Here is a 24,027-nt window from a genome sequence, read left to right as displayed (position 1 = left end):
GTGACCACGCCCGAGACCACGCCGAGCGCCGAGCAGTTGCGCACCGAAGTCCGTGAGTGGCTGGCCCATAACTGGACCGGACTACCGAAAACCGTTGATCCGTGGGTGAGTTCACCGGAGCGCATCGCCTGGTTGGAGCGGGTCGTGGACGCCGGATACGCGGCCCCGACGTATCCCACTGAATGGTTCGGCCGCGGCTATCCGAATGATCTGGCCGCCATCATCGCCAAGGAATTCTCTGCGATGAAGGCACCCGGTGCGCGGCAGGACAAGTACAGCATCCCGGCCAACACGGTATTGAAGTTCGGCACCGATGAGCTCAAAACCGCTGTGCTGCATGATTTTCTGACCGAACGAGCGCGCGCCTGCCTGCTCTACAGCGAACCTGGGGCGGGTTCGGATCTGGCGGCGGTGCGGACGACCGCGGTACGCGATGGCGATCGCTGGGTTGTCAACGGGCAGAAGGTCTGGACGTCCGGCGCTCAGACCTCCGAGTACGCACTGCTGATCGCCCGAACCGATTGGGACGTGCCAAAACACAAGGGGCTCAGCTTCTTTCTGATCCCGATGCGTCAGCCCGGCATCGAGGTCCGGCCGTTGGTACAGATCACCGGCGAATCGCACTTCAACGAGGTGTTCATCACCGATGCCGAGGTGCCGAACGCCAATCTGATCGGCGGCGAGGGCAACGGTTGGCGGGTGTTGCAAACGGCGCTGGCGTACGAGCGGTCCATCATGGGCGACGGTGGACGGTCCTCACGCAATAAGTCGAAGGCCGACAGTCTGATCGAACTCGCCCGCGAGCACGGGAGGCTGGACGACCCAGCCATCCGGCAATCGCTGGCCACGGTGCTGGCCCTGCGCGAGCTCAACAGGCTCAACAACGCCCGCGCGAAAGCGGCTACTGCCCAAGGCACGTCGAGTTCGATCATGTCGCTCGGCAAGCTGGCCATGTCGGGCATCCTGCACTCCGAAGCTCGGCTGAAGACCGAGATCATCGGTGCGCAGGCACTGCTGGCCGGACCCGACAACCCCGAGGCCGATGACATCAACTTCCTGACGCTCAACGCCTTCTTCACCTCGATCGGCGGTGGAACCGACCAGATTCAGCGCAACATCATCGGCGAGCGAGTGCTGGGGCTAGCGAAGGAACCAGAGATCGACCGTGACATCCCGTTCCGGCAGGCCCGTCGCAGCTGAACTGCCGGGCAGCCGGCGGCCAACCAACGACGCCCGAACACGCTTCCGGCGGTTCAGAGCCTGTCGAAGATGCTGTTGACGATGTCGTCGCCGATACCGAAGCCGGCGCCCCGCACGATCGCCTGACCGAAGTTGCCGCCCAGGAATCGTTGCAGCGTGCCGCCGGCCGGTTGAGCCTGGTACTGGGGCTCGTACTGCGGTTGGTACTGCGGCTGGGCGTAGGCCGGCTGCTGATACTGAGGAGCCGGCGGCTGATACGCCGGTTGCTGGTACTGGGGTTCGGGCGCAGCCTGGACATGGTTGTCGACCAGCGCGTGAATGGCTTGGAACACCGCCCCGGTGGCGCCCTCCTCGTCGCGGACCGCTAATGCGATCTCCCTGAGGTCCAGCTGCCACTCTCGCGCGTTGACATCCCCCGCCGCGGCGGCTGCAGATAGTTTGCTGGCCAACGCCTGGATCAGCGACGCAGTCTGCTGAGCCTGTTGCTGCAGCGCGGCGTACTGCCGGTCGACGGTGTCGACGTCCATGTCCAGCTCCTCAACTCTCACCAGTCTTGGCCGCCACGGTACCGCCGGCTGACATCGCGAAAGCTGATCTGTTACTGCGAATTGTCTGTACGTCGACAGGGCGCAAGGCAGACCTGTCGACGGCCAGTACTTCGTATCGACTGATACCGTTGACCCAACAGACTTAGTTCGCATGGTGCAGCGTTCGCATGGTGCAGCTCTTGAGAGGAACCGCATATGGCCTTGGCAGCCCGGATGATCGTCGGCGCCAGCGGAGCGCTGGTGGCGTTGATGGCTAGCGGCGGACTCGCGTCGGCAGTGCCCGACGTGAACGCGATCGTCAACTCGACCTGTACTTACCCCCAGGTGATGGGCGCACTGAACGCCCAGGACCCGGCCGCCGCTAACGCATTCCAGGCCAATGCGTTCGCCACCGCCTGGCTGCGCCAGCTGATCGCCGCCGGGCCCGAGGCCCGCCGGCAGATGATCCAGCAGGCCGAGGCCAGCCCGCTGGCAGCGCAGTACAGCGGGCTGATCACCCAGGTGACCTACACCTGCAACAACTTCTGACGCAGACCCTGTCAGATTCCCCGGCGTCAGATTCCCCGGTGGCTGCGAAGCACGTCGTTGACGGCCCCGTCATCACCGGTGAAGCTGACTCGTGCCGGTTCACGCCCAGCAGCGAACAGCAGTAGTTCCCCGGGGTCACCCGAAACTGTCACCGGCGTGCCGTGCCCGACCGTGGCCAACATCTTTCCCGAGGTCGTAGCCAGCACCACCTGCGCCGGTGGCTTCCTCATCGTCATCCTCGCCATGTTCGACACCTGTCGGGCGAGTGCAGACACCGTTTCGTCGTCGAGAACCCTCGGTTCCCAGTTCGACTGCGCCCGGCGGACATCCTCGTTGTGGATGAACATCTCGCCCACGTTGATCAACGGGTCGAGCAACTTGAACGGCGAATACAGCGGCGGGCCGGCGGCGACCGTATCCACCAGTTCCTGCCACTGGGTGGATGAAGTCACTTGGGCCTGCACCTTGGCGGTGTAGCCGGCCAACTGTGGCACCAGGATGCCGGGTGCGGCATCGAGTCGCCGTTCCCGGACCACCAGATGTGCGGCCAGGTCCCGGGCAGTCCAGCCCGCACACAGAGTAGGTGCGTCAGGCCCGACAGAACGCAGGGTTTCAACGAGTGCGGCACGTTCACGCGCGGCGACGGTCATGGGCCAACCCTAAGGCGTCAGGGGCATCGCTGCACTCGCCTCAGATAGGCCCGCAGCCGACCACCGAATGCGCCCTGGCAGCACACCCTGCTGCGGCTGGCTGCACCTGCCGCAGGGACTCATTTTCCCGAGAATATTAGCTGCTCTAGCGTCGTTTTGCCTATGCCTGGCGTCGATATTGAGATCGATTGCAGCTATTGATATCTCGACCCGCTCGTTCACAGCTTCTTTGTAGCTGCGACTGGAGTGATTCTTATCTGCGACTTTTACCGTGAGTTGCGTTGCACCAGTCCTGCAATAACCGTTATAGGCAACGATATGGAAGGGTCACCATGAAATCGCCACTCTCACTGCGCAACCTCGGGTTGGCAGCGGCCGGCGCAGCCGCCATCGGCGCATTGGCCTTACCCGCCGTCGCATCAGCAGCACCGGCTGTTGCCGGCGTCGACCATGCCGGAATCAGCCAGGATTACTGGCACCCCGGCTGGCACCACCCAGAATGGGGCGACGGCTGGCGTGACGGCTATCCCGCACCTGGATGGATGCCGCCTCCCGGTTGGTACCCGCCGGCCGGCTGGGCGCCACCTGCTGGTTGGGCGCCGCCGCCGAACTGGGTAGGCCCTTGTGCCGGACCACTTTTCGACATGTTCCACCCGCTGCGCTGCGCCTGACAAGCCCGCCTCAATTACGGCCCCGGTCGGATATCCGACCGGGGCCGTACTCTGTAGTCACCGATGTTGTTGAGCGTCAACACTTCTCATCGGGCACCCGTAGCGGCGATCCAGAAATGCCGCAATTTCATAACGACACGCATGCAAACAGTCGCGACGCGGTTACAGATCGATACCTTTCATCGAACCAATAGTCACATCTACCTCAGTAAAAACTATGGTCACAAAAGTCCCTCGCCGAAATTCTCAGTGAGGTCCGCTGCCAGAAAGGTGTGACCGTGTCACCGCGTCCTCGAATCGCTTCAGTGGCAATGGTTGCTGCCGTTGTTCTCGGCGGGGCAATCGATGTCGCGCCACGCGTAGCCGCCGACCCATGCCAGGGCGCCAACGCCGACGCCTCCATGCCTCCCCCAATGGGCCACCGCCCCAGCAACGCCAATGACCGGGCACCGCTGCCCAACCTGGGCAAGCTGTCCCGGTCCATCATCAGCGCCATCGCGCAGGGCACCCTCAAGCAGCAGGCCGCGGTCATCCCCGGAAAACCCAACCCCACTCAGCCGCAAGCACAAGCAGGCCAACCGGCGGCCGCTCCAGCCCAGCCTGCCGCGCCACCGGCACCTGAAATCGATGCCGGGACAACATCACTGGTCGGCTGGACAACCGGCGACCAGGCCGCCGGCGGTAGCACCCTGCAGCGGTTCGGCATCTCCGGCACCGACCTCGGCATCATGTGGGACAACGGCGATCCGGCAAATCACCAGGTGATGATGATGTTCGGAGATACCTACGGTTACTGCACCGCAGCCAAACAGCAGTGGCGCTACAACACGTTGTTGCGCACCAGCGACCGCGCACTTTCGCACGGCATAAGCGTGCCCAACGGATCGGTCAGCGACCCGTATTCCGGTTCACCCGAATGGCAACCCAATCTGGCCAAGCAGGTCATCCCGACCATCCGATGGGCCCAGCCGGAGAAGGGCATCATTCCGACGTCCGGAATCTCGGTCGGCAGAACGCAATACGCCAGCTTCATGTCGATCAAGAGCTGGGACAACGCCGGTTCGTGGACCGCCAACTACTCAGCCGTCGCCGTCTCCAACGACAACGGCCAGAACTGGGGCGTGTACCCCACCAGCGTGCGTCCGATGGCGCCGGACAACGTGCCACAAGTTCCGTACCAGCCCGGCAACGAGAACTTCCAGCAGGGCGCCTTCCTGAAGGGCAATGACGGGTTCATCTACTCGTACGGGACCCCGCCAGGACGTAGCGGCTCTGCCTTCGTCTCGCGGGTCACCCCGAACTTCCTGCCGGACATGAGCAAATACCAATACTGGAACGGCGACAGCCAGACCTGGGTACCCGGCAATCCGGCTGCCGCGACACCCATCTTCCCCGGCCCGGTCGGCGAGATGTCGGTGCAGTACAACACCTATCTCAAGCAGTACCTGTTGATGTACTGCAACAACCTGTCCGACGTCGTGTTCCGCACTGCGCCGACGCCGCAGGGTCCGTGGGGACCCCAACAGCTGGTCGTCTCCGCCATGCAGTTCCCCGGCGGTGTGTACGCGCCGTACCTACATCCGTGGTCGACCGGTCGGGACCTGTACTTCAATCTGTCGCTGTGGTCGGCATACAACGTGATGCTGCTGCACACAGTGCTGCCCTGACACGCCCGCCCAGATAGGCGCCTTGTGGTCTGTATCGAACTGCCTCCTCTCACCGGGCTGGAACGATCAGCGCTGCTGCCGGTCATCTCGCGGGCGCGGGACGCCGAGTGGAAGACGCCGATCCTCGGCGACACCTGGTCGGTGATGGTGCGTGACACCCTCGCGGTCGATTGGGATGAGCTAGGGCTGCCGTACAAAGAGGCGTACACCGTCGCGACCCGGGGTCGATTGCTCGATGACCTCTGTCGGGACTTCCTGTCCCGCAACCCCGATGGGGTGGTGATCGAACTGGGCAGCGGCCTCGACGACCGAGCCCAGCGAGTCGATCCACCGGCGACAGCAACCTGGCTCGACCTCGATTTCCCCGCTCTGCACGCGTTGCGCCGCCGACTGACACCATTACGGGCGGTCGCGGCGCACCACCTCGACGTCGCTTCGGACGCCACCGGTGACATTTGGCTGGATGTCATTCCGGGCGGGCGCCCGGTGGCGATGGTCGGCGACGGGTTCTTCCCATTCCTGCACGCTGAGCAGTCCGCTCAGCTGGTGCACCGGGTGGTCGCACAATCGCCGTCCGGCGAGTTGCTCATGAACGGGTACACCACGCTCGCTCGCAACCTGATGCCGCGGGTACGTGCCATCCGCGATCTGAATCTCGATATCACCAGCGGCACCGCGTTTGACGATCCACGGGAGCCGGAGCGCTGGCATCCGCGGCTGAAGCTGGCCGAGCGCCTGATGTTGACCCACTCCCCCTACGTCAAGCAGATGCCCCTGACATTGCGCGCTTCGATCAAAGTGATGGGGTGGTTGCCGTCGCTCGCCGACCGCAGCGATCTGGGCGTCCTTCGCTACGTGTTCTGAGAGCGCCTACTCCTCTACGGCCTCGAAGGCCTCGCCGAGTTCTTCCAGCACCTTGTTGTGGTGGCTGCTGGCCAGGAGGTGACCTGCCGCGACCGCCACAGCCACCGGCCACTCGATGAGTTCGAGGGCAACCAGTGCGGCCAAACCTCCCATATAGGCGAGCTGATCCGGCCTCGGCACGGGTACCCTCCCGACCAGCGGAAGCTCGACGGCGAAGCTCTCCGCTCGGTGCACCCTCTCCACCGCCTCGCGGTGCGAAACGGGCCGCTTCGACTTGGTTGCCGTGTTTGACTTTTCAACCATAAGTTGCCTTTCCGTTACTGTCGGTTTTCCGCCCAGCCGAGTCACACCGTCACAGTGGGTGACGTGTCGAGGATCGACGGTGTCTCCACCGACCCGCTGACCGGGTTAGCGGCGGACCTCCTGACCGTTCCGCTACGCGAGTTGTATGCGGTGTTGTTCCGCTTCGGGCTGCTGGAAATCGTCGACTGATCCGTCGACTGATCATCACCTTCCGGCCCATCGGTGGTCCAGCGCGCAATCCGCTCGGGCGCGACCGCGGCCAACGCCGTCGCAATCGCTGCCGTACCGAGTGCCTGAGCCCATCCGATCGGCCCCAATGGAGTGCAGCCGAGTAGCTGGCTGACTCCGGGGATGCTGATCAGTGCCGCCATCACGCCGACCGAGCCCAGTGCGGTGAGCAACACCAGCCAGCCACGCGAATCCAGCAGCGTCTGCCCCAATTGGGTTGCCACCAAAGCAACCAGCGCGACGGTCGAAGCGCGTTGCCGCCGCCCGGTGAAGCGAGCAAGCAGCCAGGCAACAACGGCCGCGCCGGCGGTGATCACCCCACGAATGCCGACTGTGCGCCACAGTGATTGCTGGTCCAAGCCATGCCGATCGGCCGGGGTGGGGCCGCGCGGCGGGCTTACCGCCAGGGCCGCCGCGGGCAGCGCGTCGGTGAGCATGTTCACCATCAGCAACTGACGTGCGTTCAGCGGTGAACGTCCCGTCAGTGCACTACCGATGATCGCGAACATAACCTCACCGGCATTGCCACCGAGCAGCACTGCCACCGCCGACTGCACCCGCTGCCACAGCTGGCGGCCTTCGGCCAGCGCATCCAGCAGCGAGCGAATCCGGCCGTCCACCAACACCACATCGGCCGCCATATGAGCGGGATCGCTGCCGTGTGCCACCACGCCGATGCCGACGGTCGCCGCACGGATCGCTGCCGCATCGTTGGCGCCATCGCCGACCATGGCGCACACGTGGCCTATGCGTTCGAGTGTCTGAACCACCTGGACCTTGTTTTCGGGCGACATCCGGGCGAACACCACCCGCGTCGCGACGGCCTCCTCCTGCCCCTTGCGCGACAATGCTTCCCACTCCGCCCCACACAAAACCTCCTGTGCTGTGACAGACATACCCAGTTCGGTGGCGATCGCAGCAGCGGTGATGGGGTGATCGCCGGTTATCAGCCGCACTGAAAGTCCCTGGCCGACCAACTCGGCGAGTAGTTCCGGCGCATCCGGCCTAGGTACGTCCGAGATTCCTACCAGTCCGACGAAACTCAATCCCTCACTGCATAATTCGGCGATGACGTCTGAGTCGTCACGCACCGCTCGCACCTGACTCTGCGACAGCTGACGGCGCGCCACCGCGATCACCCGCAGCCCGCGGGATGCCAACGCGGCAACATCCTGTTCGCCCGAGGGGTCCGCCTCGCGGCACGCCGTGAGCACCACCTCCGGCGCCCCTTTGACGGTCAGCTCGTCACCGACCACCGATGCCGAGAACGGTCGTCCGGGTCGGAATGGCAGATGCGCCAACGCTTCCGGAAGATCATTGGCAGCATATTCAGCTGCCGCCTCCACGACAGCCATGTCCGTCGCATGGACGTGAACACCGTCCTGTGCAATGGGTGTCGCCCGGGCAGCGCAGTACAGAAGATCTGCCCGCGTCGACTCAGCGGCGGGCACCACCTGCGTCACCCGCAGCCGGTTCTGGCTCAACGTGCCCGTCTTGTCGAAGCAGATGACCTCAACACGCCCCAGCGCCTCCACCGAACGTGGGCTGCGAACCAGCACACCTTCGTTGGTGAGTCGGCGCGCCGACGCCTGCTGGGCCAGTGTCGCCACCAACGGCAGCCCTTCGGGGACAGCGGCGACAGCGACCGCGACACCGCTGGCCACCGCCTCGCGAATACCGGTAAGCCGCAACAACCCCAGCCCGGTGACGAGCGCGCCACCAACGAGGCTGACCGGCCATGCCTTGTCGGTCAACTGACTCAGCTGGTGCTGCAAACCGACCGACTGCGCGGTCTGTGCGACCAGGCTGGCAGCACGCCGCGCCTGGGTGTCGGCGCCGACGGCGGTCACGACCGCCACGGCCTTTCCGGTCATCACCGTAGTACCGGCGTACAGCATGCACTGACGTTCGGCGAGCTCAGCGCCGGGTGTGGCCGCGACCTGTTTGTCCACCGGCAGCGACTCGCCGGTCAGCGCCGACTCGTCCACTTCGAGATCGGTCGCCTCAACCAACCGGCAATCAGCGGGGACGATCTCGTCGGCGCCCACCTCAATCAGGTCGCCGGGGCGCAGTAACGAGGCCGCGACGGTGACGGCTCTGTGCATGTCTGCTCGGTCGGCAGTCATCACCCGGGCCGGCGGAATCTGTTCGGCAAGTAACCGATTGAGCAGACGCTCTGCGTGCAGCCGCTGAACAGCCGCCAAGACAGCGTTACCGCCGACCACCGAACCGACCATCACGGCATCGACGGGTGATCCCAGCACGGCGCTCGCACCGGCACCGCCCGCCAGCACCGGGGTCAGCGGGTCGGCAAGCTCGGCGCGAACGGCACCTCCGAACTGCCAGGCTGCGCGTGCCGGGGCCGTCGCGACACCGGTCGCCCAGCGCGCAAATGCAGCGCCGGTAGCGATCATTCCGACGTTGGGCGTCGGCAACCGGTCGGCGATGTCGGATCGCGGCAGCATCCGACGCACCTGATCCGCCGACATCGCATGCCACTCATAGACCGGCGCAGGCACCGGAATGGCGGTACGCAACGCGCCGCGCGCGAGCCAATAGCCGGTCAGCAAGCCAGATGCCGCCCCGGTCGTCACCGCGCCCGGACCGACGCCGCGGACCCCGGGAACCATCAGCAGCGCGCCCAATGCCGAGGCACCAGTGGCTATTTCGACGCCGCGGCGGCTGGCGGTCCGGGCAGCCGGAATGGCGTGCAGCACCCGCCACACCGCCGTCAGATCGTCGAGCAACACGTGCGCACACCACGGTGGCGGGTCACGATCGCTGTGCGGCATCACCCCGAGAGCCAGGTCGGCTGACGAAAGTGCGTGCACTGCAGCGGTTGACACCACCGCCACGGTGTGGCCACCCTCCTGCAACGTTGTCGTCGCGTGGGCAAGCGCGTCATCGATCGATCCGTTCACGGGCAGGATTTCGTCCAGAGCCGAACGGAATTCACCGAGATCGTCAGCGTCGACCGAGACCACGGTCAGCCCACACTGACGCGCCGCGGCGACCACCGCCGAAGCCATCCGGTGATGCTCATACTCCAACAGCACCTCAGCACCGTTGTGTTGCAACCCGACTCGCCGCCAGCCGGGGACTTGGCCGTCGTCAGCCAACCGCTGTTGCGCGTAATCCCATGCGGCCGTGCGGTCGCGATCCTCGACACCGCGAATACTGGTCAACCGCAACTGATCCGTACACAGCACACGTGGGTCGATAAGCAGTGCATCGACGCGGTCCAGCCGCCGGAGTTCCGCTGGGCCCAGCACCACTGCGCCATGGTGATCGGCCAAACCTCGACTCAGCGTGGCGGCGAACGATTCACGAGCCATGCGTGCAGCTTTCGGCGTGGCGACCATGGCCGCGGTACCGGCGACAGTGGGGTTCATTGTCAACAATCCGAGCGCCCCGGCGCCCAGTGCCTGCGCCCACGCGGTGCGGTTGGCATGGCGTTCCACAACACCGTCGGGAAGCGGCACCGGCCTCGACGGGGCATACACCGGCGTGGACTCCGCATGCCGAAACAGCTCCGGCTCCTTGTGATTCCAGGTCAGCGCATTGGCACGGACCTCGGCCGTCCTCAAGATGTTCAGCACAAGATCCACCGCCAACGACGGTGGCGCGAGCGTCACGGTATACACCGCGGCCGTCGCCAGTGCCAAGACCGTGTCGGCAGTGGGCCTGCCTAACCGTTCTTCGAGCAGCCCGCGAACCTTCGGTTGATAGTCGACTGCCATCACCGCACCGGCGATGCTGGCGGGCAAGCCCGTCCATACCAGCGCACGCCCGGCCAGCGCGACACCCAGACCCACGGCATTGGCGGCAACGGCTGCCAGTGGCTGTACCGCGGCCAGCCCGTCACCGGGCAGACTGACCGGCTGCGGCCGACGGCGCGACTCGGGCTCGGCGCATTCCTTCTCCGCCGCGGCGATGACGTCGCACAGGGTGCGCAGCGAAGTGGCGCCGGAATTCATCCTGACGACCACGCGCGACACCGGATAGTTGAGCGCCGCGAACGTCACGCCGGGCCGCGCGCGAACCGCGTCAAGCACTGCTTCGCCTAAGGGAGAACCCTGAGAGTCGCTGAGTCCACGGACCTCGATCCAGGCCCGGCTGCCGTTGCTCCAGCAGCGCCGCCCCAGGGCCGCCGAGGAGATTTCCCGATTGAGAATACGGGCGCCATCGCGGATGGGTGCGGTGGCCAGCGATACCCCCGCCGTCGTCACGGCCGTCGCCGCGTTGACCCCCATTGCGACGGCACGGAACGTCAACGATCGCGACAGGGAGGCGGCGGATATCACGGCTAGGTACTACGCCGCGGTTGTCGCGTCGACGGTCGCTTGGCCGCGGATTTCCGCGGGGGCGCCGCCTTGGTGGCTCGGGCCGTCGCGGACTTCGCAGGCGTGGGCTTTGTCGCGACTCTCGGCGCCGCCTTGGCAGCGACGGGCTTGGCCTTGGCGGGCTTGTCGCCGTTACCCGATGCCCCGCCGTCCGACGACTTGAGCAGCTGCCGCAGCAGCAGTGCAGACCCGCCGCCCACCAGCACGATCGGCCACTCCACCACTCCGGCGACGCCGAGCGCACCCAGCGTCAGGGCTGCCGCCGGAGTCGAATGGCTACCGTTGACGGCTCCCTGCCGTATTCCGGACACCGCCCCGGCGACCCCACCGACCGCGCCGTTGACTGCGGCGCCGCCAACAGCGCCCGCCGCCATGGTCGTCATTTCGGCGACCTTCCCGACTGCCTGACGCACTTCATGTACTGCACGACCGACCACGTTCATGGTCACTCCCAATTTCGCAGAACCTGTTGTTCACCTAATCGGTGAAGTTACGTCAACGGTAGTTCACCAACAATTGAAATTGACCGCAACGGCAGAAAATTCAGATTCAGCGCACTGACATAAAAAGCACAGCGGGTTCCCAGCGCCGTTAGCGGTTGGAGTATTTGGCCGCCCGCGCCTCCGAGGTGACTACCGTGCAGCTCGCAAACGCTACACATCCGCCGTCGAGTGTAAAAATGGGGTTTCCGTTGAGGGGCTCTGTGTAAATTGACCTTCCCAGATTTTTGCGGATGCAGATATCTGCCCGCCGGTCTCGGGTATATCGGTCGATTTACTTGTGAATTCGCCGACGGCTTCACCCGCGGCTAACGAGATGACCGTGCAAACCGAGTGACGCCGGCCTTACTTCACGTCGTCAGTGGACCGCTGAGACCAATCCGTAGTCGGGGAACGATGAGGAAGGTCCCGGTGCCGACGAGCCAGATCCGGGTGGCTGCAGACCGTACCCGGGCGGCTGCAGACCGTACCCGGGCGGCTGCAAGCCGTAACCCGGCGTCGTGGAGTCATACCCCGGTGCGACCGAGCCGGATCCGGGTGGCTGCAACCCATAGGCCGGCGACGATGAGCCATACCCAGGCGACACGGGTCCATACCCGGGCGACGTGGAGCCGTACCCCGGCGACGCGGGGTTGTATCCCAATGACGGCCCATACCCGGGCACCGTCTGACCGGACCCGGCCAGCAACTTGGCCGCAGCGAAAGCCGCAGCCTGGGTGGTGTACACGGGGACGTAGCCCTCGGTGTGCCCGCTCCATTCGTTGCCCGGGCCCGCGTGACAGATCGGGTCGTTGGGATTACACAGGTCGATCGCCTTGGCACCGAGCAGTGCACTCTGGGCGGGCAGCGATCCGTCGGCGCGGGTGGCCACGTCGCCGAAGGTAGCGACCGCCGAGACGTTCTTCGCGTACTCAGGCGGCAGCGAATCGCCCCACTTGATGCCGCCCAGAGGAATGCCGGCCACGATGTCGATCACGCTCGCGCCCTGCGAGTAGCCACCCAAGACGATCTGAGTGTTGGGGCAGGAGGATGCCGTGGATTTGATGTGGGAAATCGTGTCTTTGGCTCCGTCGCCACCGTGTAGCTGCAGCTTGGTGGCTTTGTAGTTCACCGCGTAGGTCTGGATGTTCATATTGCCGGTCTGCTTGCGCAACGAGTCGACGAAGGCATCGCCGACACGACCGAGGCCAGCCGGCTCATCGGTGCCGCGAGCAAAGATGACCTCGGCGTCGGGGCAGTCGGTGGCTGACGCAATCGGCGGGGCACTCGGAGCAACGAGTGGGACGCTGGCTGCAAACAGTGCCGAAGCGCTGAGCTTCACCCAACGACCGGCTGACCACGCACTATCCGCCTGAGAGCTCCATATGCGGCAAGAAAACATTCCTCAATCTAACTCGCCTAGCTACCAAGTACGAACCTTGTGTTAGCTGTATCGAGCGCACAGCGCGGTCAGCATGGCCGTTAACGCAAGCGCCAATATCTGCTCGACAAATGGTTACGCCCAACGAAATATTCGAAAGCAGGTCTGGGATTTTCATCCCTGACCTGCTTTCATCTCTGGTGGAGTGCCGAAAGGTTCAGTCCTGCTCGTTACGCGCGGTTCATTCTCTGGTCCAGACGGTGTCAAAATTCCGGGATCCAAGGCTGCACTGAATGCGCCAGGCTCACGTTCGAAGGCGTAGTGGTCCAACGTCACCGTTGTTACGGTTTCCCGGAAGGCAAAAGCGCTCACGGTTAGGGGAAACCATGACTGCAACACAGCCGCCATCAGGTTGGAACGCGGATCAGAGTACCGCCCTAAGCAGGCCCGTGCCCGCGTTGCAGCCGGAAAATGACCCGTTCTACTCCTACACCGGCAGCACCCCGCTGGCGAGCATCCCCGCGGGAACCATGCTCCAGAGTCGCAGCATCTCTTACCACATGTTGGGCGTCCCAACGTCTCTGAAGGCCACGCAGCTGCTCTACCGGTCGACCAGCCAGGCGGGCAACCCGACCGTCAATGTCACCTCAGTCATTCAGCCGCTGAGCCAAGCCGACAAGACGAAGGTTATCTCGTACCAGTCCGCATATGACTCGCTCGACCGCAATGACCAGCCGTCCTATGCGATTTCGGGCGGATTGACACTCGGCGGAGTCGTCCCCAACGTCGAGCTGGCGGTCTTCGGCCCCTTTCTCGCCGACGGCTACACGGTGATCGTCCCCGATACAGAGGGCCAGCGCGCAGACTTCGGCGCGGGCCCCGAGTACGGGATGAACACGCTGGACTCGGTCCGCGCCGCGTTCAACTCGCCCACCCTCGGGCTTCCGGGCGATGCAAAGGTCGCGCTGCTCGGATATTCCGGCGGTGCGATCGCCACCGAGTGGGCCGCCGAGTTGGCCCCGACGTACGCGCCCGACGCCAACGCGCGCATGATCGGCGCGGCTATGGGCGGCGTGCTCGTCGACCCTGTCCATAACCTCCACTACATCGAGGGCACCAACTTCTGGGCCGGTGTCATGGCGATGGCGATCGTCGGCATCGGCCGGGCGTTCGAGGTCGATTTCACGCCCTATCTCAGCCCGATGGGAGTGCAGCTTTACCACGACATGCAGACCGCATCGATCGTCACCGTCCTGGGCCAGCACTGGGGCCTCACTTGGGCCGACCTCGCCAGCCCGGATTACCCGACTCCCGAAAGCCTGCCACTCTTCGTCGCGGTCGCAAACAAGCTGATCATGGGCACCGGCGGTACGCCGACGATCCCGTTATTCATCGGCCAAGGCGCCAATGGTGAGCTCGAGTGGACTCCTGGTGACCAGCCCGGCATCGGCGAAGGTGACGGAGTGATGATCGCCGGTGACGTACGCACACTGGCCCGCAACTACTGCGCGCAGGGCACGATTGTCCACTACGAGCAATACGACGCGCTCAGCCACATCACGAGCGTCCCGATCTGGCTGCTCAATTCGATTGCCTGGATCAAGCAGCGCTTCGCCGACGAGCCGGCGACGCAGAATTGTTCGTCGATCCCGGCGGGCAACCCGCTCGAGCCGATTCCAACGCCACCGCCGGCCGACTCTCCCACCTAGCGGCGACCACGTTTCATCCTTGCGGGTCCGTCCCCGGACCGACACCGCCTGGAGCCTCCGCCGCAAGGCTGCTCCAGAGCCGACGCATCGGACGGACACCGAGCTGGTTCACCACCATTTGGGCTGCCTGACTGACGCCCTCGGTGAAGGTCGGAAAAGCAAACTGGAGTTCGGCGACTTCCTCGATGCGCATGCCTGCCGCCATGCAAGCCGCGACCATCTGGATCACCTCGGCTGAGTACTCACCGAGCACGTGAGCGCCGAGGATCTGCCGGCCCTCGGTCTCGACGATCAGCTTGCAAAAGCCTTCCGGCTGCCCGTCGGCGACGGGGCGCAGCAGATCCTCGTAGCGGGCTACCGCCACGGTGCAATCGCAGCGAGCGCGGGCCTGCTCTTCGGTAAGCCCGACGCTGCCGTACTCGGGATCGGTGAAGCTGCCGCCGGGGACGATCTCATGGACGGTACGGCGACCGGTGCCGATCACCGCGTTCTCGGCGGCTACGCGCCCTTCGAGGATTGCGCTGCTGACCACCATGCTGTTCCCATCGACATCGCCGGCAGCGAAGATGTGCGGCACGTTCGTGGCCTGGCTGGCGTCGACCGTCACGTAGCCCCGCTCGGTTACCAGCCCGGCAGCGGTCGCGTCGACGAGGTCGGCATTGCCGGGCCATCCGACGGCGAAGAACGCCGCGTCCACGTCGAGCGTTCTGGATTCGTCGCCGAATCGGTAGTGGATGCGCACACCTGGCTGAAGGGCCTCGATTTGCCGCACGGCCGCGCCGGTGACGACGTCGATACCGCGCGCCTCGAAAGCCTGTTGGAGCCCGACCGAGACATCGATGTCGGCTCGTTGCACGATCCGGGAGGCGTACTCGAAAAGCGTGACTTCACAACCGAAGTCCGCCAGGATCGATGTGAGTTGGCAGCCCGTGTCGGCCGCCCCGATCACGCAGACCTTATCTGGCAGCGCGGTCAGGGCGCGGAGGTCTTCGTAGGTCAGGCCGAGCTCAGCTCCCGGTATCGGCAGCCTCCCGGCCTTGCCGCCGACGGCGATGATCACCCGATCCGCAGTCCACGTACGGCCATCGTCCACAGCGATCGTGTGTGCGTCGATGAACCGGGCCGCGCCGGCCTCTTCGATGAGGTCGACTCCACCGGAGCGGATGTGGTCGGCAATCCGTTTACGTTCGTAGGCGTAGTCGGCTACCCGTTCGGCGTTCGCCAGGATGGCGGCGATATCGACCTCAGGCCGTGGCCCGCGCAGCCCGAACATCTCCCAGGAATTCCAATCCCTCACCAGCCGCGCCGCACGGGCTAGCGTGCGCACCGGGGCCGGCCCACTGTTGAGCACGGTGCCGCCGACCCGTCCGTGCTCGATGAGCGTGACGTGGGCGCCCAGCTCGGCCGCGTGCAGGGCCGCGGTGACACCAGCAGGACCTCCTCCGATGACAACTACGCGCATCTCTTCCGCTTCCTCAATCGGTGCTGAGTCCGGCCGCTCGCTGTGAGACTATCGGTCGTGCCTTCTGGCACAGCCTATTTCCGGCGAGGTTATACACCACCGTCTTGACCCGTGCAGTGGCGCGGCATTTGCGGTGCAACCGGTTTCGGTGCGGCGAGTGTCCCCGAGCGCGTCCATGTTCGCCTAAGAAAGCCCGCTGCCTGCTTGAATTAGCCGCCCAAGACCGGGCCTTCGAGCCCACCGAGGTGGGAGGTCAATCTCACCGTCGGAGCGCGTGTTCGAGCGGAGGTTTTGCTGCCGCAACAATTTTGCAGAATGTGGCGGTAGCCAACTGAGTCACCAACCGTCACAGAGGTTTTAGTCGAGCCCGAGCGTCGGCCGAGGTTCCGGCGATCGGACAGATGATCGCCAGCCCCTGCATGCGGTCGTGACAGCCTAAGCGCGCGCACCATTTCCGATGATTACGCCGCGGGGTGGGTGACGTCAGCGATTTCGCCAAGTCGGAGGAGCTACGTCCCTTGGTCGATGATGTCGAACACCTCGATAGCCTGATGGAATGGCGCTGGCGTGACTCCGATTTGGGTCCCGAACGGATGATCAAGCCAGTAGACGATGAATAGCAGCAATCCCAGCAGGAGGGCGACCCCGCTTGTCAAGATTACGTGTCCACGTTGGCTTCTGAACTGGATGAAGCCCGCGATGGCAATGGCTAGTGCGCCACCGACGATGAGACCTGCCCACAACAGTCCCGGAATTCGCGGTTTTTGGTCTAGGGCACGCTGATTCCTGTCCGTGGCCAGCACGGTCAGCTGACCGAGAAACTCTCCATCGACAGGGCTCGACACGCCGGCCGGCCGACTCCCGAAGAGGCGGTAAATATTGGTGATGGCTGATCTTGCCGTATGGTCCGCGCGGTCACCGGTCTCTTGAGCAGACCACTCTGGACCCGCTACCGCCTCAGCGTACTTGCGGAGCTGCTGGCGCAGCTGCGTCCGCTGCGGCTCCGGCATCGCGACGGTCTGCCGGTACATGGTCGTCAGTGTCGACGCCTCGTGCGCGACGTTGGCATCGGCCGAGGAAAATTGTTCCCACGCAACCACCACGGTAAACCCGAGCAAGGCGCCGAATACAAGACCTACGACTGTAAGGAACGGCGACAACGACGGGTTGTGCGCCGGGTCGACGTCCTTGCCCAACGTACGTTTCGCCAGCCACAGAAAACCGAGGGCTGTCGCTATCGCCACGACGATTGTCACGGCCAGCGTCAGCCATAGGCCCAATACCCCGAAGCCACCCATGCAAACCTCCGATCTACGCCGGACGCAAGGTCATTGCACCAGGACTGAGGAACAAGATGGAATAAGTCGACGACGAACACAGATGTTATGGGCGCCGCCATCACGTTGCGCATCATCGACGACTCCACCGGAATGCCCAGCAACCCGTTCAATATTGAATGAAGATAGCGGTTGTGCCGGAACAGTTGGGCAACAAGGTCAACGAGACCCTCACTGCCCAAGCCCGCTACGTCTACATCGTGCGTGGACCAGCGGAGCGCAACGACAAAAGCAACCCGAGGTCAGGATCACTGATCGGCCCTTTCGGTAGCCGCATGTTTCGGCATTTGCGTTGCGGGGCGCAGCGGCAGCAGCCGCCTTCGACATTGTGGAGTGCCGGGCCCCTTCGGATTTCAGGCCATGGGTCTAGGCATTTTCTCTGTCTAGTCAGTGCACCCCGATGAATTACGAGACCTGTAGCGTGCGCGACGGACCGCTGGAGGCGTCGCAGCGACGGATGCCCGCACACCCAGGAGGTCGGTAGTGAGCAATTCTGCCCTGATTTCACCCGGCCGGCCTCGACGTCCACGGCTTCAGACTGTCACCGCAATTTTTGGTGCTGCCTTACTTGTCGGCGCGTGCACCGCAGCGCCGTCGCCGAGCCGGTCTTCGTCGGCCGGCTCGACCGCTGGCTTTACACCCATGGATGAGATGCGGTTGGCGATGCGGGTCGCGTCGATGGCCCGGGAAATGCTCGTCCCAGGAGCGGTCGCGTTGGTGCGCTCACCCGCCGGTCAGATCAGCACGACGTACGGCACCACCACAGTGGGTGGCAAAGTTCCGGTGTCGTTGGCGGATCACGTTCGGATTGGTTCGATCACCAAGACGTGGACGGGCACCGTGATCCTGCAGCAGACCCATGAGGGCAAGCTGAGCCTCGATGACCCCGTCTCGAAATTTCGTCCCGATGTGCCCAATGGTGACCACATCACCATCGCCGAGTTGTTGAACATGCGCAGCGGACTTTATAACTACACCGAGACACGCGAACTAAACGAAATGGGCGACAGCAATCCGCAGAAGGTGTGGACCCCCGACGAACTGCTCACGCTGGCCTTCAGCCATCAGCCGTACTTCCCACCCGGAACGGGCTACCACTATTCGAACACCAACACGATATTGCTAGGGCTCATCGCCGAGAAACTTGACGCTAAGCCGCTGTCACAGGCGTTCCACGATAGGTTGTTCACCCCATTCGGGCTCAAAGACACGCTATTCCCAGCCAGGACCTCAAACGCCATCCCAGACCCACATCCCCAGGGATACATGTATGGCAACAACGTGCTGACAATGGGGTCACCAGCCGCCGTACCTCCCGATATGCAGGCAGCAGCAAAGGCCGGGACATTGCAACCCAATGATCAAACATCCCTGAACCCATCATGGGCCTGGGCGGCCGGTGCCGGCATCTCCACCGCGCAGGACCTGGCTGCCTGGGTTGAGGCGTTGGCCGACGGGAAACTAATCGATCCCGACATGCAAGCCCAGCGGATAGCCAGCCTGCAATCGACCGATCTGACACAACCTGATGCGCCGCAATACGGACTTGCGATCGCGAAATACGGTGCGCTGTATGGACATACCGGTGAAGTTCCAGGCTTCAATACCTTCGCCGGCGCCGACCCCCAAAACAAAGTGACGATCGTAGTCTGGGCAAACCTCGACCCGACCGCCGATGGTCGCGCACCGGCCACACTCATCGCCAAAGGTCTGATCAACGAGATGTACGGAGCATCAACGCCGACGGCCCCCCGGTAGCACGCAGATACTCGCGACGAGGTCGCGCCAGGTTCACATCCATTCTTCTGTTTGTGTTGATATAAAAAGGCTCAGGCTCGGGAAACTTTTCCCTGGCCTGAGCCTTTACTGGTGGAGCTGCCGGGAATCGAACCCGGGTCCTACGGCATTCCCTCAAGACTTCTCCGTGCGCAGTTCGCTATGCCTCTACTTGGATCTCCCGGTCACGCAAACTAGCCGAGATGACGATCCCAGTCGCTGTTTGATGTCCCCACGGGTCCCGCGACCGAACCCGTGGGTGGGTCCCTCTAGTCGATGCCAGGGTCCGGGCCGAGGGCACTCCCGGTCTGACAGACACGCAGTCGCTACTTAGGCAGCGAGGGCGTAGTCGCGCTGATGAGAATCGGCGCTTAATTGGTTACAACGACGCTTACGGTGGTCTCTTGCCTGCACCGGCACGCTTCCCTTGATTCGATGCGCGAAGTCGAAACCGTTCAGCCCCTTGTCTGTGAACTTCGCTCACCCCTGCCGACCATCGGCAGGACTCTCCATAATAGGAGTTGCCACCGACAAGTTCCACCGAGTATCGGCGCGCGTCATCTGGCCAGGTCAGATGACGTAACCGAGGTGCTCGATGATCCGCTGCCCCAGCTGCGCGTCACCGGTGTACTCGATGTCGATCGGCCGCACCGCACCCATCGGACGTCCACCGCACAAGCGGGTGAACTGCCAGCCGTCCAGCCTGATGGTCGCAGTCGGTTCTGCGTTGCCGAAGTCCGACACCACGGCCGCTTTGCCGTCGACGGCCACCCGGATGGTTCGCTCCAACGGTCCGGTCAGTTCGAATGCCACCCGGGAACCACTCGGCGCTCCCCCACGCCTGGCGACCACGAACCCCATGCTCGCCTCGATCTCGTCGAGCGACAGCTGCGAAGCCGGTGTCTGCAGCGCAGCGTCGGAAGCCGGCCGCGCAACCACTTCTCGGATGTCCTGTTCGTGCATCCAACAGTCGAACGTCCGGATCCGCATGAATCGGCCGGTGCTGTCCTGGCCGGCGGGCGTCATGGTCGGGGCGTTCCACTCCTCATCCGACATGGCCGTCAGCTCGGCGCGACGTTCATCGGTGACACTGCGGAACTTCTCCAACAGATCGGCCCCGGAGAGCTCACCCAACTCGCGGATCCAGCACTCGTTCATCACACCGACGGGGTTGTGCACGTGGTCCAGCTTGGAGACGTCGATATCGACCTCCGGCACCGATTCGCCCTTGAGCAGCAGCTCGGTTCCGATGATGTGCGCCACGACATCCCTTACCCGCCAACCGGGTAACTCGGTCTGCGTCGTCAGCAGCTCGGCGTCAGAAATGGTGGATAACACTCGGTCCAAGTCGTCCCATACTCCGAATAAACCGGGCAGAACGTCGGATTTTTCCAGGACAGTGACGGGGCGCGTTGAGCTGCTCACTGTACTGACCGTACGGCGGCGAACCGCTGCGCGCTAGAGAATCTGCGAAGCGGTTCATGACCGGCGTGCGACGATGACGCCATGGCAGACGATCCGGCCGAGGCGCAACGACTCCGAGACATCGTGACGCTACGCAAGGTTCGCGACCGGATCGACCGAGAGTACGCCAAACCGCTCAACGTCGACGCCTTGGCCCGTGGCGCACACATGTCCGCCGGCCACCTGAGCCGTGAATTCAAGCGCGTCTACGGCGAATCGCCGTACTCCTACCTGATGACCCGACGCATCGAACGAGCCATGACGCTGCTGCGCCGCGGCGACCTCAGCGTCACGGATGTCTGTTTCGCGGTTGGCTTTTCGTCGCTGGGCACCTTCAGCACCCGCTTCACCGAACTGGTCGGAGTGGCGCCCAGCGTCTACCGCCGGGACCACTCCCAGGCGGCGGCGGGGATACCACCATGCCTTGCCAAGCAGGTGACCAGACCGATCAGGAATCAAGAAGCGCCGCCACACTGACGGCCACTAGCGTTGCCGATATGGACATTTCGATTCACTACACGTTCCTGCCACACACCGACGCCGATGCCGCGCTGAAGTTCTACCGCGATGCGCTCGGGTTCGAGGTCCGCAAAGACGTTGGCTACCAAGACATGCGCTGGATCACCGTCGGGCCGCCCGGGCAGCCCGGCACGTCGATCGTGCTGCACCCGCCCGCCGCAGACCCCGGCGTCACCGACGACGAGCGCCGCGTCATCCTGGACCTGATTGCCAAGGGGTCCTACGGCGCCGTCACCCTGGCCACCGATGACCTGGACGCCCTGTTCGCCCGACTCGAAGCCACGGGCGCCGAGGTCCTGCAGGAACCCACCGACCAGGACTACGGCGTGCGCGACTGCGCATTTCGTGATCCCGCCGGCAACTTGATCCGGATCAACCAGCTCTAGTTCCCTAGCGAGCAATAACTACCCAGCAGCGATCATCGCGACGGCGCCCAAGGCCAGCACCATTCCCACGACCTGCCACGCGGTCACGCGTTCCTTGAGCACCACCATGGCCAATGCGACGGTCGCTGCTGGGTACAACGAGATCAGCACGCTCGCGAGCGACAACATCGACGCCTGCAAGGCCAACAGCATCGCCACGTTTGCGGCGGTCAACGCCATCTTCAGCGGAAAACCCCGCGAGGCAACAAAGTTCCGGGTCACCAGCGCGCCATGGCCACGGGGTACGAGATGAGCACCACGCGCAGTGAGGCCACTCGCCGCGAGGCGATACCGCCCACGAAATCGCTGATGCCGTAGCCGAAGGCTGACAACAGCGCCAGCAGAACCCCCGTCAGCGCATGCCTTTGGCGCGCCGGCCCAATTCGCGTACCACCTCACGCTGGGCATCGCGCTTGGCCAGGTCCTGGCGTTTGTCTCGCGCTTCCTTACCGCGCGCCAACGCCAACTCGACCTTGACCTTGCCGTCGGAGAAATACAGTTTCAGCGGCACCAGGGTGAAGTTGCCGTCCCGCAGTTTGCCGACCAGCATGTCGATCTGCTTGCGGTGCAACAACAATTTGCGATTGCGCCGCGGGGCGTGATTGGTCCAGGTGCCGTGGTGGTACTCGGCGATGTGCAGGTTGCGCAGCCAGACCTCGCCGTCGTCCACGGTGGCAAACGCATCGGCCAGCGACGCCAGGCCCTCGCGCAGACTCTTCACCTCGGTGCCGACCAGTGCGATACCCGCTTCGTAGGTGTCGATGATCGAATAGTTGTGCCGTGCTTTGCGATTCGTCGCGACAACCTGGTTGTTGCCCGACTTGTCCTTCTCGGCACCCTTCTTGTTGGCCACGTTGCTCTTCCCTCGGCTATCGCCGAACGTACAGGCGCAGGGTGATGTAACCGGTGATACCGGCAATACCCATGCCCACCAACAACAGCCACGGCGCGATATACAGGATGTCCATGTAGTCGATTCGGGCGATCAGGTTGGCCCGGTAGAACTGGTCGAGCGCCTTCTCCAGGAACAGTGCCCGAACCACGATCAGCCCGACGACGGCGATCACCACACCGATGATTGCCGCCAGCATCGCCTCCACCAAGAATGGCAGCTGGGTGTACCAACGACTTGCACCCACCAATCGCATGATGCTGATCTCTGTGCGCCTGGTGCGGGCGGCGACCAGGACCATGTTGGCTATCAGCAGGGTCGCGGCGATAGCCTGAACCGACGCCACGGCGAAGGCAACGCTGCTCAAGCCGTTGAGTATCGCGAACAACCGGTCGACGAGGTCCTTCTGGTTGAGCACGTTGAGCACGCCCGGGCGGCCGCGCATGGCCTGGTCAAAGTCTTTGTGCTGCTCGGGATTGTTGAGCTTGACGATGAACGACGCCGGAAACGCGTCCTTACTCGCGAAATCCTTGAACTGCGGGATTTTTGTGATGGCGTCGTCGTAGGCCTGGTCGCGGTTCAGGAAAGTCACCGACCGGACGTCCTTGCGGTCGTCGATCACCTTGCGCAGCGATTTACACAGATCGCCGTCACAGTTGGCATCGTTCGCCGAGATGTCACTGGTAAGGAAGACCTGGCTCTCCACCCGGTCCAAATAAATCTTCTTGGAACTGTCGGCAAGCCGGACAACTAGTAGGCCGCCGCCGAACAGGCCTATGGAGATGGCGGTCGTCAGAATCATGGCGACCGTCATGGTGACGTTGCGGCGAAACCCCTGCAGGACTTCGCTGACGAGAAAGCCGAAGCGCACTTAGCGATCCATTCCGTAAACACCGCGCTGCTCATCGCGGATCAGGCGGCCGAGTTCAAGCTCGATGACGCGCTGACGCATCGAGTCGACGATGTGGTGGTCGTGGGTAGCCATCAACACCGTCGTGCCGGTGCGGTTGATCCGCTCCAGCAGGTCCATGATGTCGCTACTTGTCTCCGGGTCCAGGTTTCCGGTGGGCTCATCGGCCAACAGCACCAGCGGCCGGTTGACGAAGGCACGGGCGATCGCCACTCGCTGCTGCTCACCGCCGGACAACTCACCGGGCAACCGGTTGGCCTTGCCGGACAGGCCGACCATCTCCAGCACGTCGGGCACCACCCGGTTGATGGTGTCCGGCCGCTTGCCGATCACCTCGAGGGCGAACGCGACGTTCTCGAAGACCGTCTTCTGCTGCAGCAGCCGGAAGTCCTGGAACACGCAACCCAACACCTGACGCAGGCTCGGGATGTGCCGGTTCGACAGCTTGTTCACATGGAACTTGGAAACCCAGATGTCGCCCGAGGACGGGTGCTCCTCGGCTAGTAGCAGCCGCATGAACGTCGATTTCCCCGACCCCGACGGCCCGATCAAGAAGACGAATTCACCTTTGTCGATCTTGAGCGAGATGTTGTCCAACGCAGGGCGCGCCGAGGACTTGTAGTTCTTGCTCACGTGGTCGAGGGTGATCATCACGGCACGCCAGTCTAGCG

General features: G+C 63.9%; 21 protein-coding genes, 1 other RNA gene and 1 pseudogene. 9 read left to right on the top strand and 14 right to left on the bottom strand.

Going from position 1 to position 24,027, the window contains the following annotated elements:
* Positions 1-1,200, top strand: coding sequence for an acyl-CoA dehydrogenase family protein (locus M2432_RS01525; protein WP_280824963.1), 1,200 nt, complete (start codon positions 1-3; stop codon positions 1,198-1,200).
* 53 nt (positions 1,201-1,253) lie between these two features.
* On the opposite strand, the gene M2432_RS01520 is transcribed toward M2432_RS01525, so the two are convergent.
* Positions 1,254-1,727 carry a hypothetical protein gene (locus tag M2432_RS01520; protein ID WP_280824962.1) on the bottom strand — a complete coding sequence of 158 codons (474 nt, stop codon included), beginning with the start codon at positions 1,725-1,727 and terminating at the stop codon, positions 1,254-1,256.
* Positions 1,728-1,943: 216 nt separating this feature from the next.
* Between M2432_RS01520 and M2432_RS01515 the strand changes: the two genes are divergently transcribed.
* Entirely contained in the window at positions 1,944-2,276 is a 333-nt protein-coding gene (locus M2432_RS01515; RefSeq protein WP_280824961.1) for a hemophore-related protein, read from the top strand.
* A gap of 26 nt (positions 2,277-2,302) precedes the next feature.
* Here M2432_RS01515 and M2432_RS01510 read toward each other — a convergent pair whose 3' ends face one another.
* A complete protein-coding gene (locus M2432_RS01510; RefSeq protein WP_280824960.1) occupies positions 2,303-2,926 on the bottom strand; it encodes a TIGR03085 family metal-binding protein in 624 nt (207 codons plus the stop codon).
* 332 nt (positions 2,927-3,258) lie between these two features.
* Here M2432_RS01510 and M2432_RS01505 point away from each other — a divergent pair, with 332 nt between their 5' ends.
* From M2432_RS01505 to M2432_RS01495, 3 genes are all read left to right on the top strand, one after another.
* Positions 3,259-3,597, top strand: a complete 339-nt coding sequence (locus M2432_RS01505) for a hypothetical protein (protein WP_280824959.1) — start codon at positions 3,259-3,261, stop codon at positions 3,595-3,597.
* Positions 3,598-3,875: 278 nt separating this feature from the next.
* Positions 3,876-5,264: a DUF4185 domain-containing protein gene (locus M2432_RS01500; protein ID WP_280824958.1), complete on the top strand. Its 1,389-nt coding sequence runs from the start codon at positions 3,876-3,878 to the stop codon at positions 5,262-5,264.
* 24 nt (positions 5,265-5,288) lie between these two features.
* A complete protein-coding gene (locus M2432_RS01495; RefSeq protein WP_280824957.1) occupies positions 5,289-6,128 on the top strand; it encodes a class I SAM-dependent methyltransferase in 840 nt (279 codons plus the stop codon).
* Between the two features lie 6 nt (positions 6,129-6,134).
* On the opposite strand, the gene M2432_RS01490 is transcribed toward M2432_RS01495, so the two are convergent.
* From M2432_RS01490 to M2432_RS01475, 4 genes are all read right to left on the bottom strand, one after another.
* Positions 6,135-6,431, bottom strand: coding sequence for a hypothetical protein (locus M2432_RS01490; RefSeq protein ID WP_280824956.1), 297 nt, complete (start codon positions 6,429-6,431; stop codon positions 6,135-6,137).
* A gap of 41 nt (positions 6,432-6,472) precedes the next feature.
* Positions 6,473-10,933 (bottom strand): cation-translocating P-type ATPase, encoded by a 4,461-nt coding sequence (locus tag M2432_RS01485; RefSeq protein ID WP_280825290.1) that lies wholly within the window; start codon positions 10,931-10,933, stop codon positions 6,473-6,475.
* A 32-nt stretch (positions 10,934-10,965) separates the two neighbouring features.
* A complete protein-coding gene (locus M2432_RS01480) occupies positions 10,966-11,445 on the bottom strand; it encodes a hypothetical protein (RefSeq protein ID WP_280824955.1) in 480 nt (159 codons plus the stop codon).
* A 415-nt stretch (positions 11,446-11,860) separates the two neighbouring features.
* A complete protein-coding gene (locus tag M2432_RS01475; RefSeq protein WP_280824954.1) occupies positions 11,861-12,883 on the bottom strand; it encodes a cutinase family protein in 1,023 nt (340 codons plus the stop codon).
* 428 nt (positions 12,884-13,311) lie between these two features.
* Between M2432_RS01475 and M2432_RS01470 the strand changes: the two genes are divergently transcribed.
* On the top strand, positions 13,312-14,571 hold the full coding sequence (locus M2432_RS01470) for a lipase family protein (RefSeq protein WP_280824953.1): 1,260 nt from the start codon (positions 13,312-13,314) through the stop codon (positions 14,569-14,571).
* Between the two features lie 13 nt (positions 14,572-14,584).
* On the opposite strand, the gene M2432_RS01465 is transcribed toward M2432_RS01470, so the two are convergent.
* Positions 14,585-16,051, bottom strand: coding sequence for an NAD(P)/FAD-dependent oxidoreductase (locus M2432_RS01465; RefSeq protein ID WP_348536290.1), 1,467 nt, complete (start codon positions 16,049-16,051; stop codon positions 14,585-14,587).
* A gap of 491 nt (positions 16,052-16,542) precedes the next feature.
* The gene (locus M2432_RS01460) at positions 16,543-17,331 is read right to left on the bottom strand and encodes a DUF4239 domain-containing protein (RefSeq protein ID WP_280824951.1); all 789 of its coding nucleotides are present in this window, start codon (positions 17,329-17,331) and stop codon (positions 16,543-16,545) included.
* Positions 17,332-17,919: 588 nt separating this feature from the next.
* Here M2432_RS01460 and M2432_RS01455 point away from each other — a divergent pair.
* Positions 17,920-19,128, top strand: a complete 1,209-nt coding sequence (locus M2432_RS01455; RefSeq protein ID WP_280825289.1) for a serine hydrolase domain-containing protein — start codon at positions 17,920-17,922, stop codon at positions 19,126-19,128.
* A 109-nt stretch (positions 19,129-19,237) separates the two neighbouring features.
* On the opposite strand, the gene ssrA is transcribed toward M2432_RS01455, so the two are convergent.
* Positions 19,238-19,609: a transfer-messenger RNA gene (gene ssrA / locus M2432_RS01450) on the bottom strand.
* A 107-nt stretch (positions 19,610-19,716) separates the two neighbouring features.
* Positions 19,717-20,571, bottom strand: a complete 855-nt coding sequence (locus M2432_RS01445) for a maleylpyruvate isomerase family mycothiol-dependent enzyme (protein WP_280824950.1) — start codon at positions 20,569-20,571, stop codon at positions 19,717-19,719.
* 81 nt (positions 20,572-20,652) lie between these two features.
* Between M2432_RS01445 and M2432_RS01440 the strand changes: the two genes are divergently transcribed.
* Positions 20,653-21,087: a helix-turn-helix transcriptional regulator gene (locus M2432_RS01440; RefSeq protein WP_280824949.1), complete on the top strand. Its 435-nt coding sequence runs from the start codon at positions 20,653-20,655 to the stop codon at positions 21,085-21,087.
* Positions 21,088-21,107: 20 nt separating this feature from the next.
* Positions 21,108-21,515: a VOC family protein gene (locus tag M2432_RS01435; protein WP_280824948.1), complete on the top strand. Its 408-nt coding sequence runs from the start codon at positions 21,108-21,110 to the stop codon at positions 21,513-21,515.
* 18 nt (positions 21,516-21,533) lie between these two features.
* Here the strand turns inward: M2432_RS01435 and M2432_RS01430 are convergent.
* The 4 genes and pseudogenes from M2432_RS01430 to ftsE form a co-directional block, all read right to left on the bottom strand.
* A pseudogene (locus M2432_RS01430) lies at positions 21,534-21,749 on the bottom strand (EamA family transporter); the annotation flags it as partial.
* A 157-nt stretch (positions 21,750-21,906) separates the two neighbouring features.
* Positions 21,907-22,407 (bottom strand): SsrA-binding protein SmpB, encoded by a 501-nt coding sequence (gene smpB, locus M2432_RS01425; protein WP_280824947.1) that lies wholly within the window; start codon positions 22,405-22,407, stop codon positions 21,907-21,909.
* 16 nt (positions 22,408-22,423) lie between these two features.
* The gene (gene ftsX, locus M2432_RS01420) at positions 22,424-23,317 is read right to left on the bottom strand and encodes a permease-like cell division protein FtsX (RefSeq protein ID WP_280824946.1); all 894 of its coding nucleotides are present in this window, start codon (positions 23,315-23,317) and stop codon (positions 22,424-22,426) included.
* The gene (gene ftsE / locus M2432_RS01415) at positions 23,318-24,007 is read right to left on the bottom strand and encodes a cell division ATP-binding protein FtsE (RefSeq protein ID WP_280825288.1); all 690 of its coding nucleotides are present in this window, start codon (positions 24,005-24,007) and stop codon (positions 23,318-23,320) included. It lies immediately after the preceding gene.
* Positions 24,008-24,027 lie beyond the last annotated feature (20 nt).

Origin of the sequence: Mycobacterium sp. OTB74, from assembly GCF_029892685.1 — a bacterium.
Lineage (GTDB): Bacteria > Actinomycetota > Actinomycetes > Mycobacteriales > Mycobacteriaceae > Mycobacterium.
The sequence above is the reverse complement of the archived record's forward strand: the minus strand, read 5'-3'. Positions and strand labels throughout refer to the sequence as shown.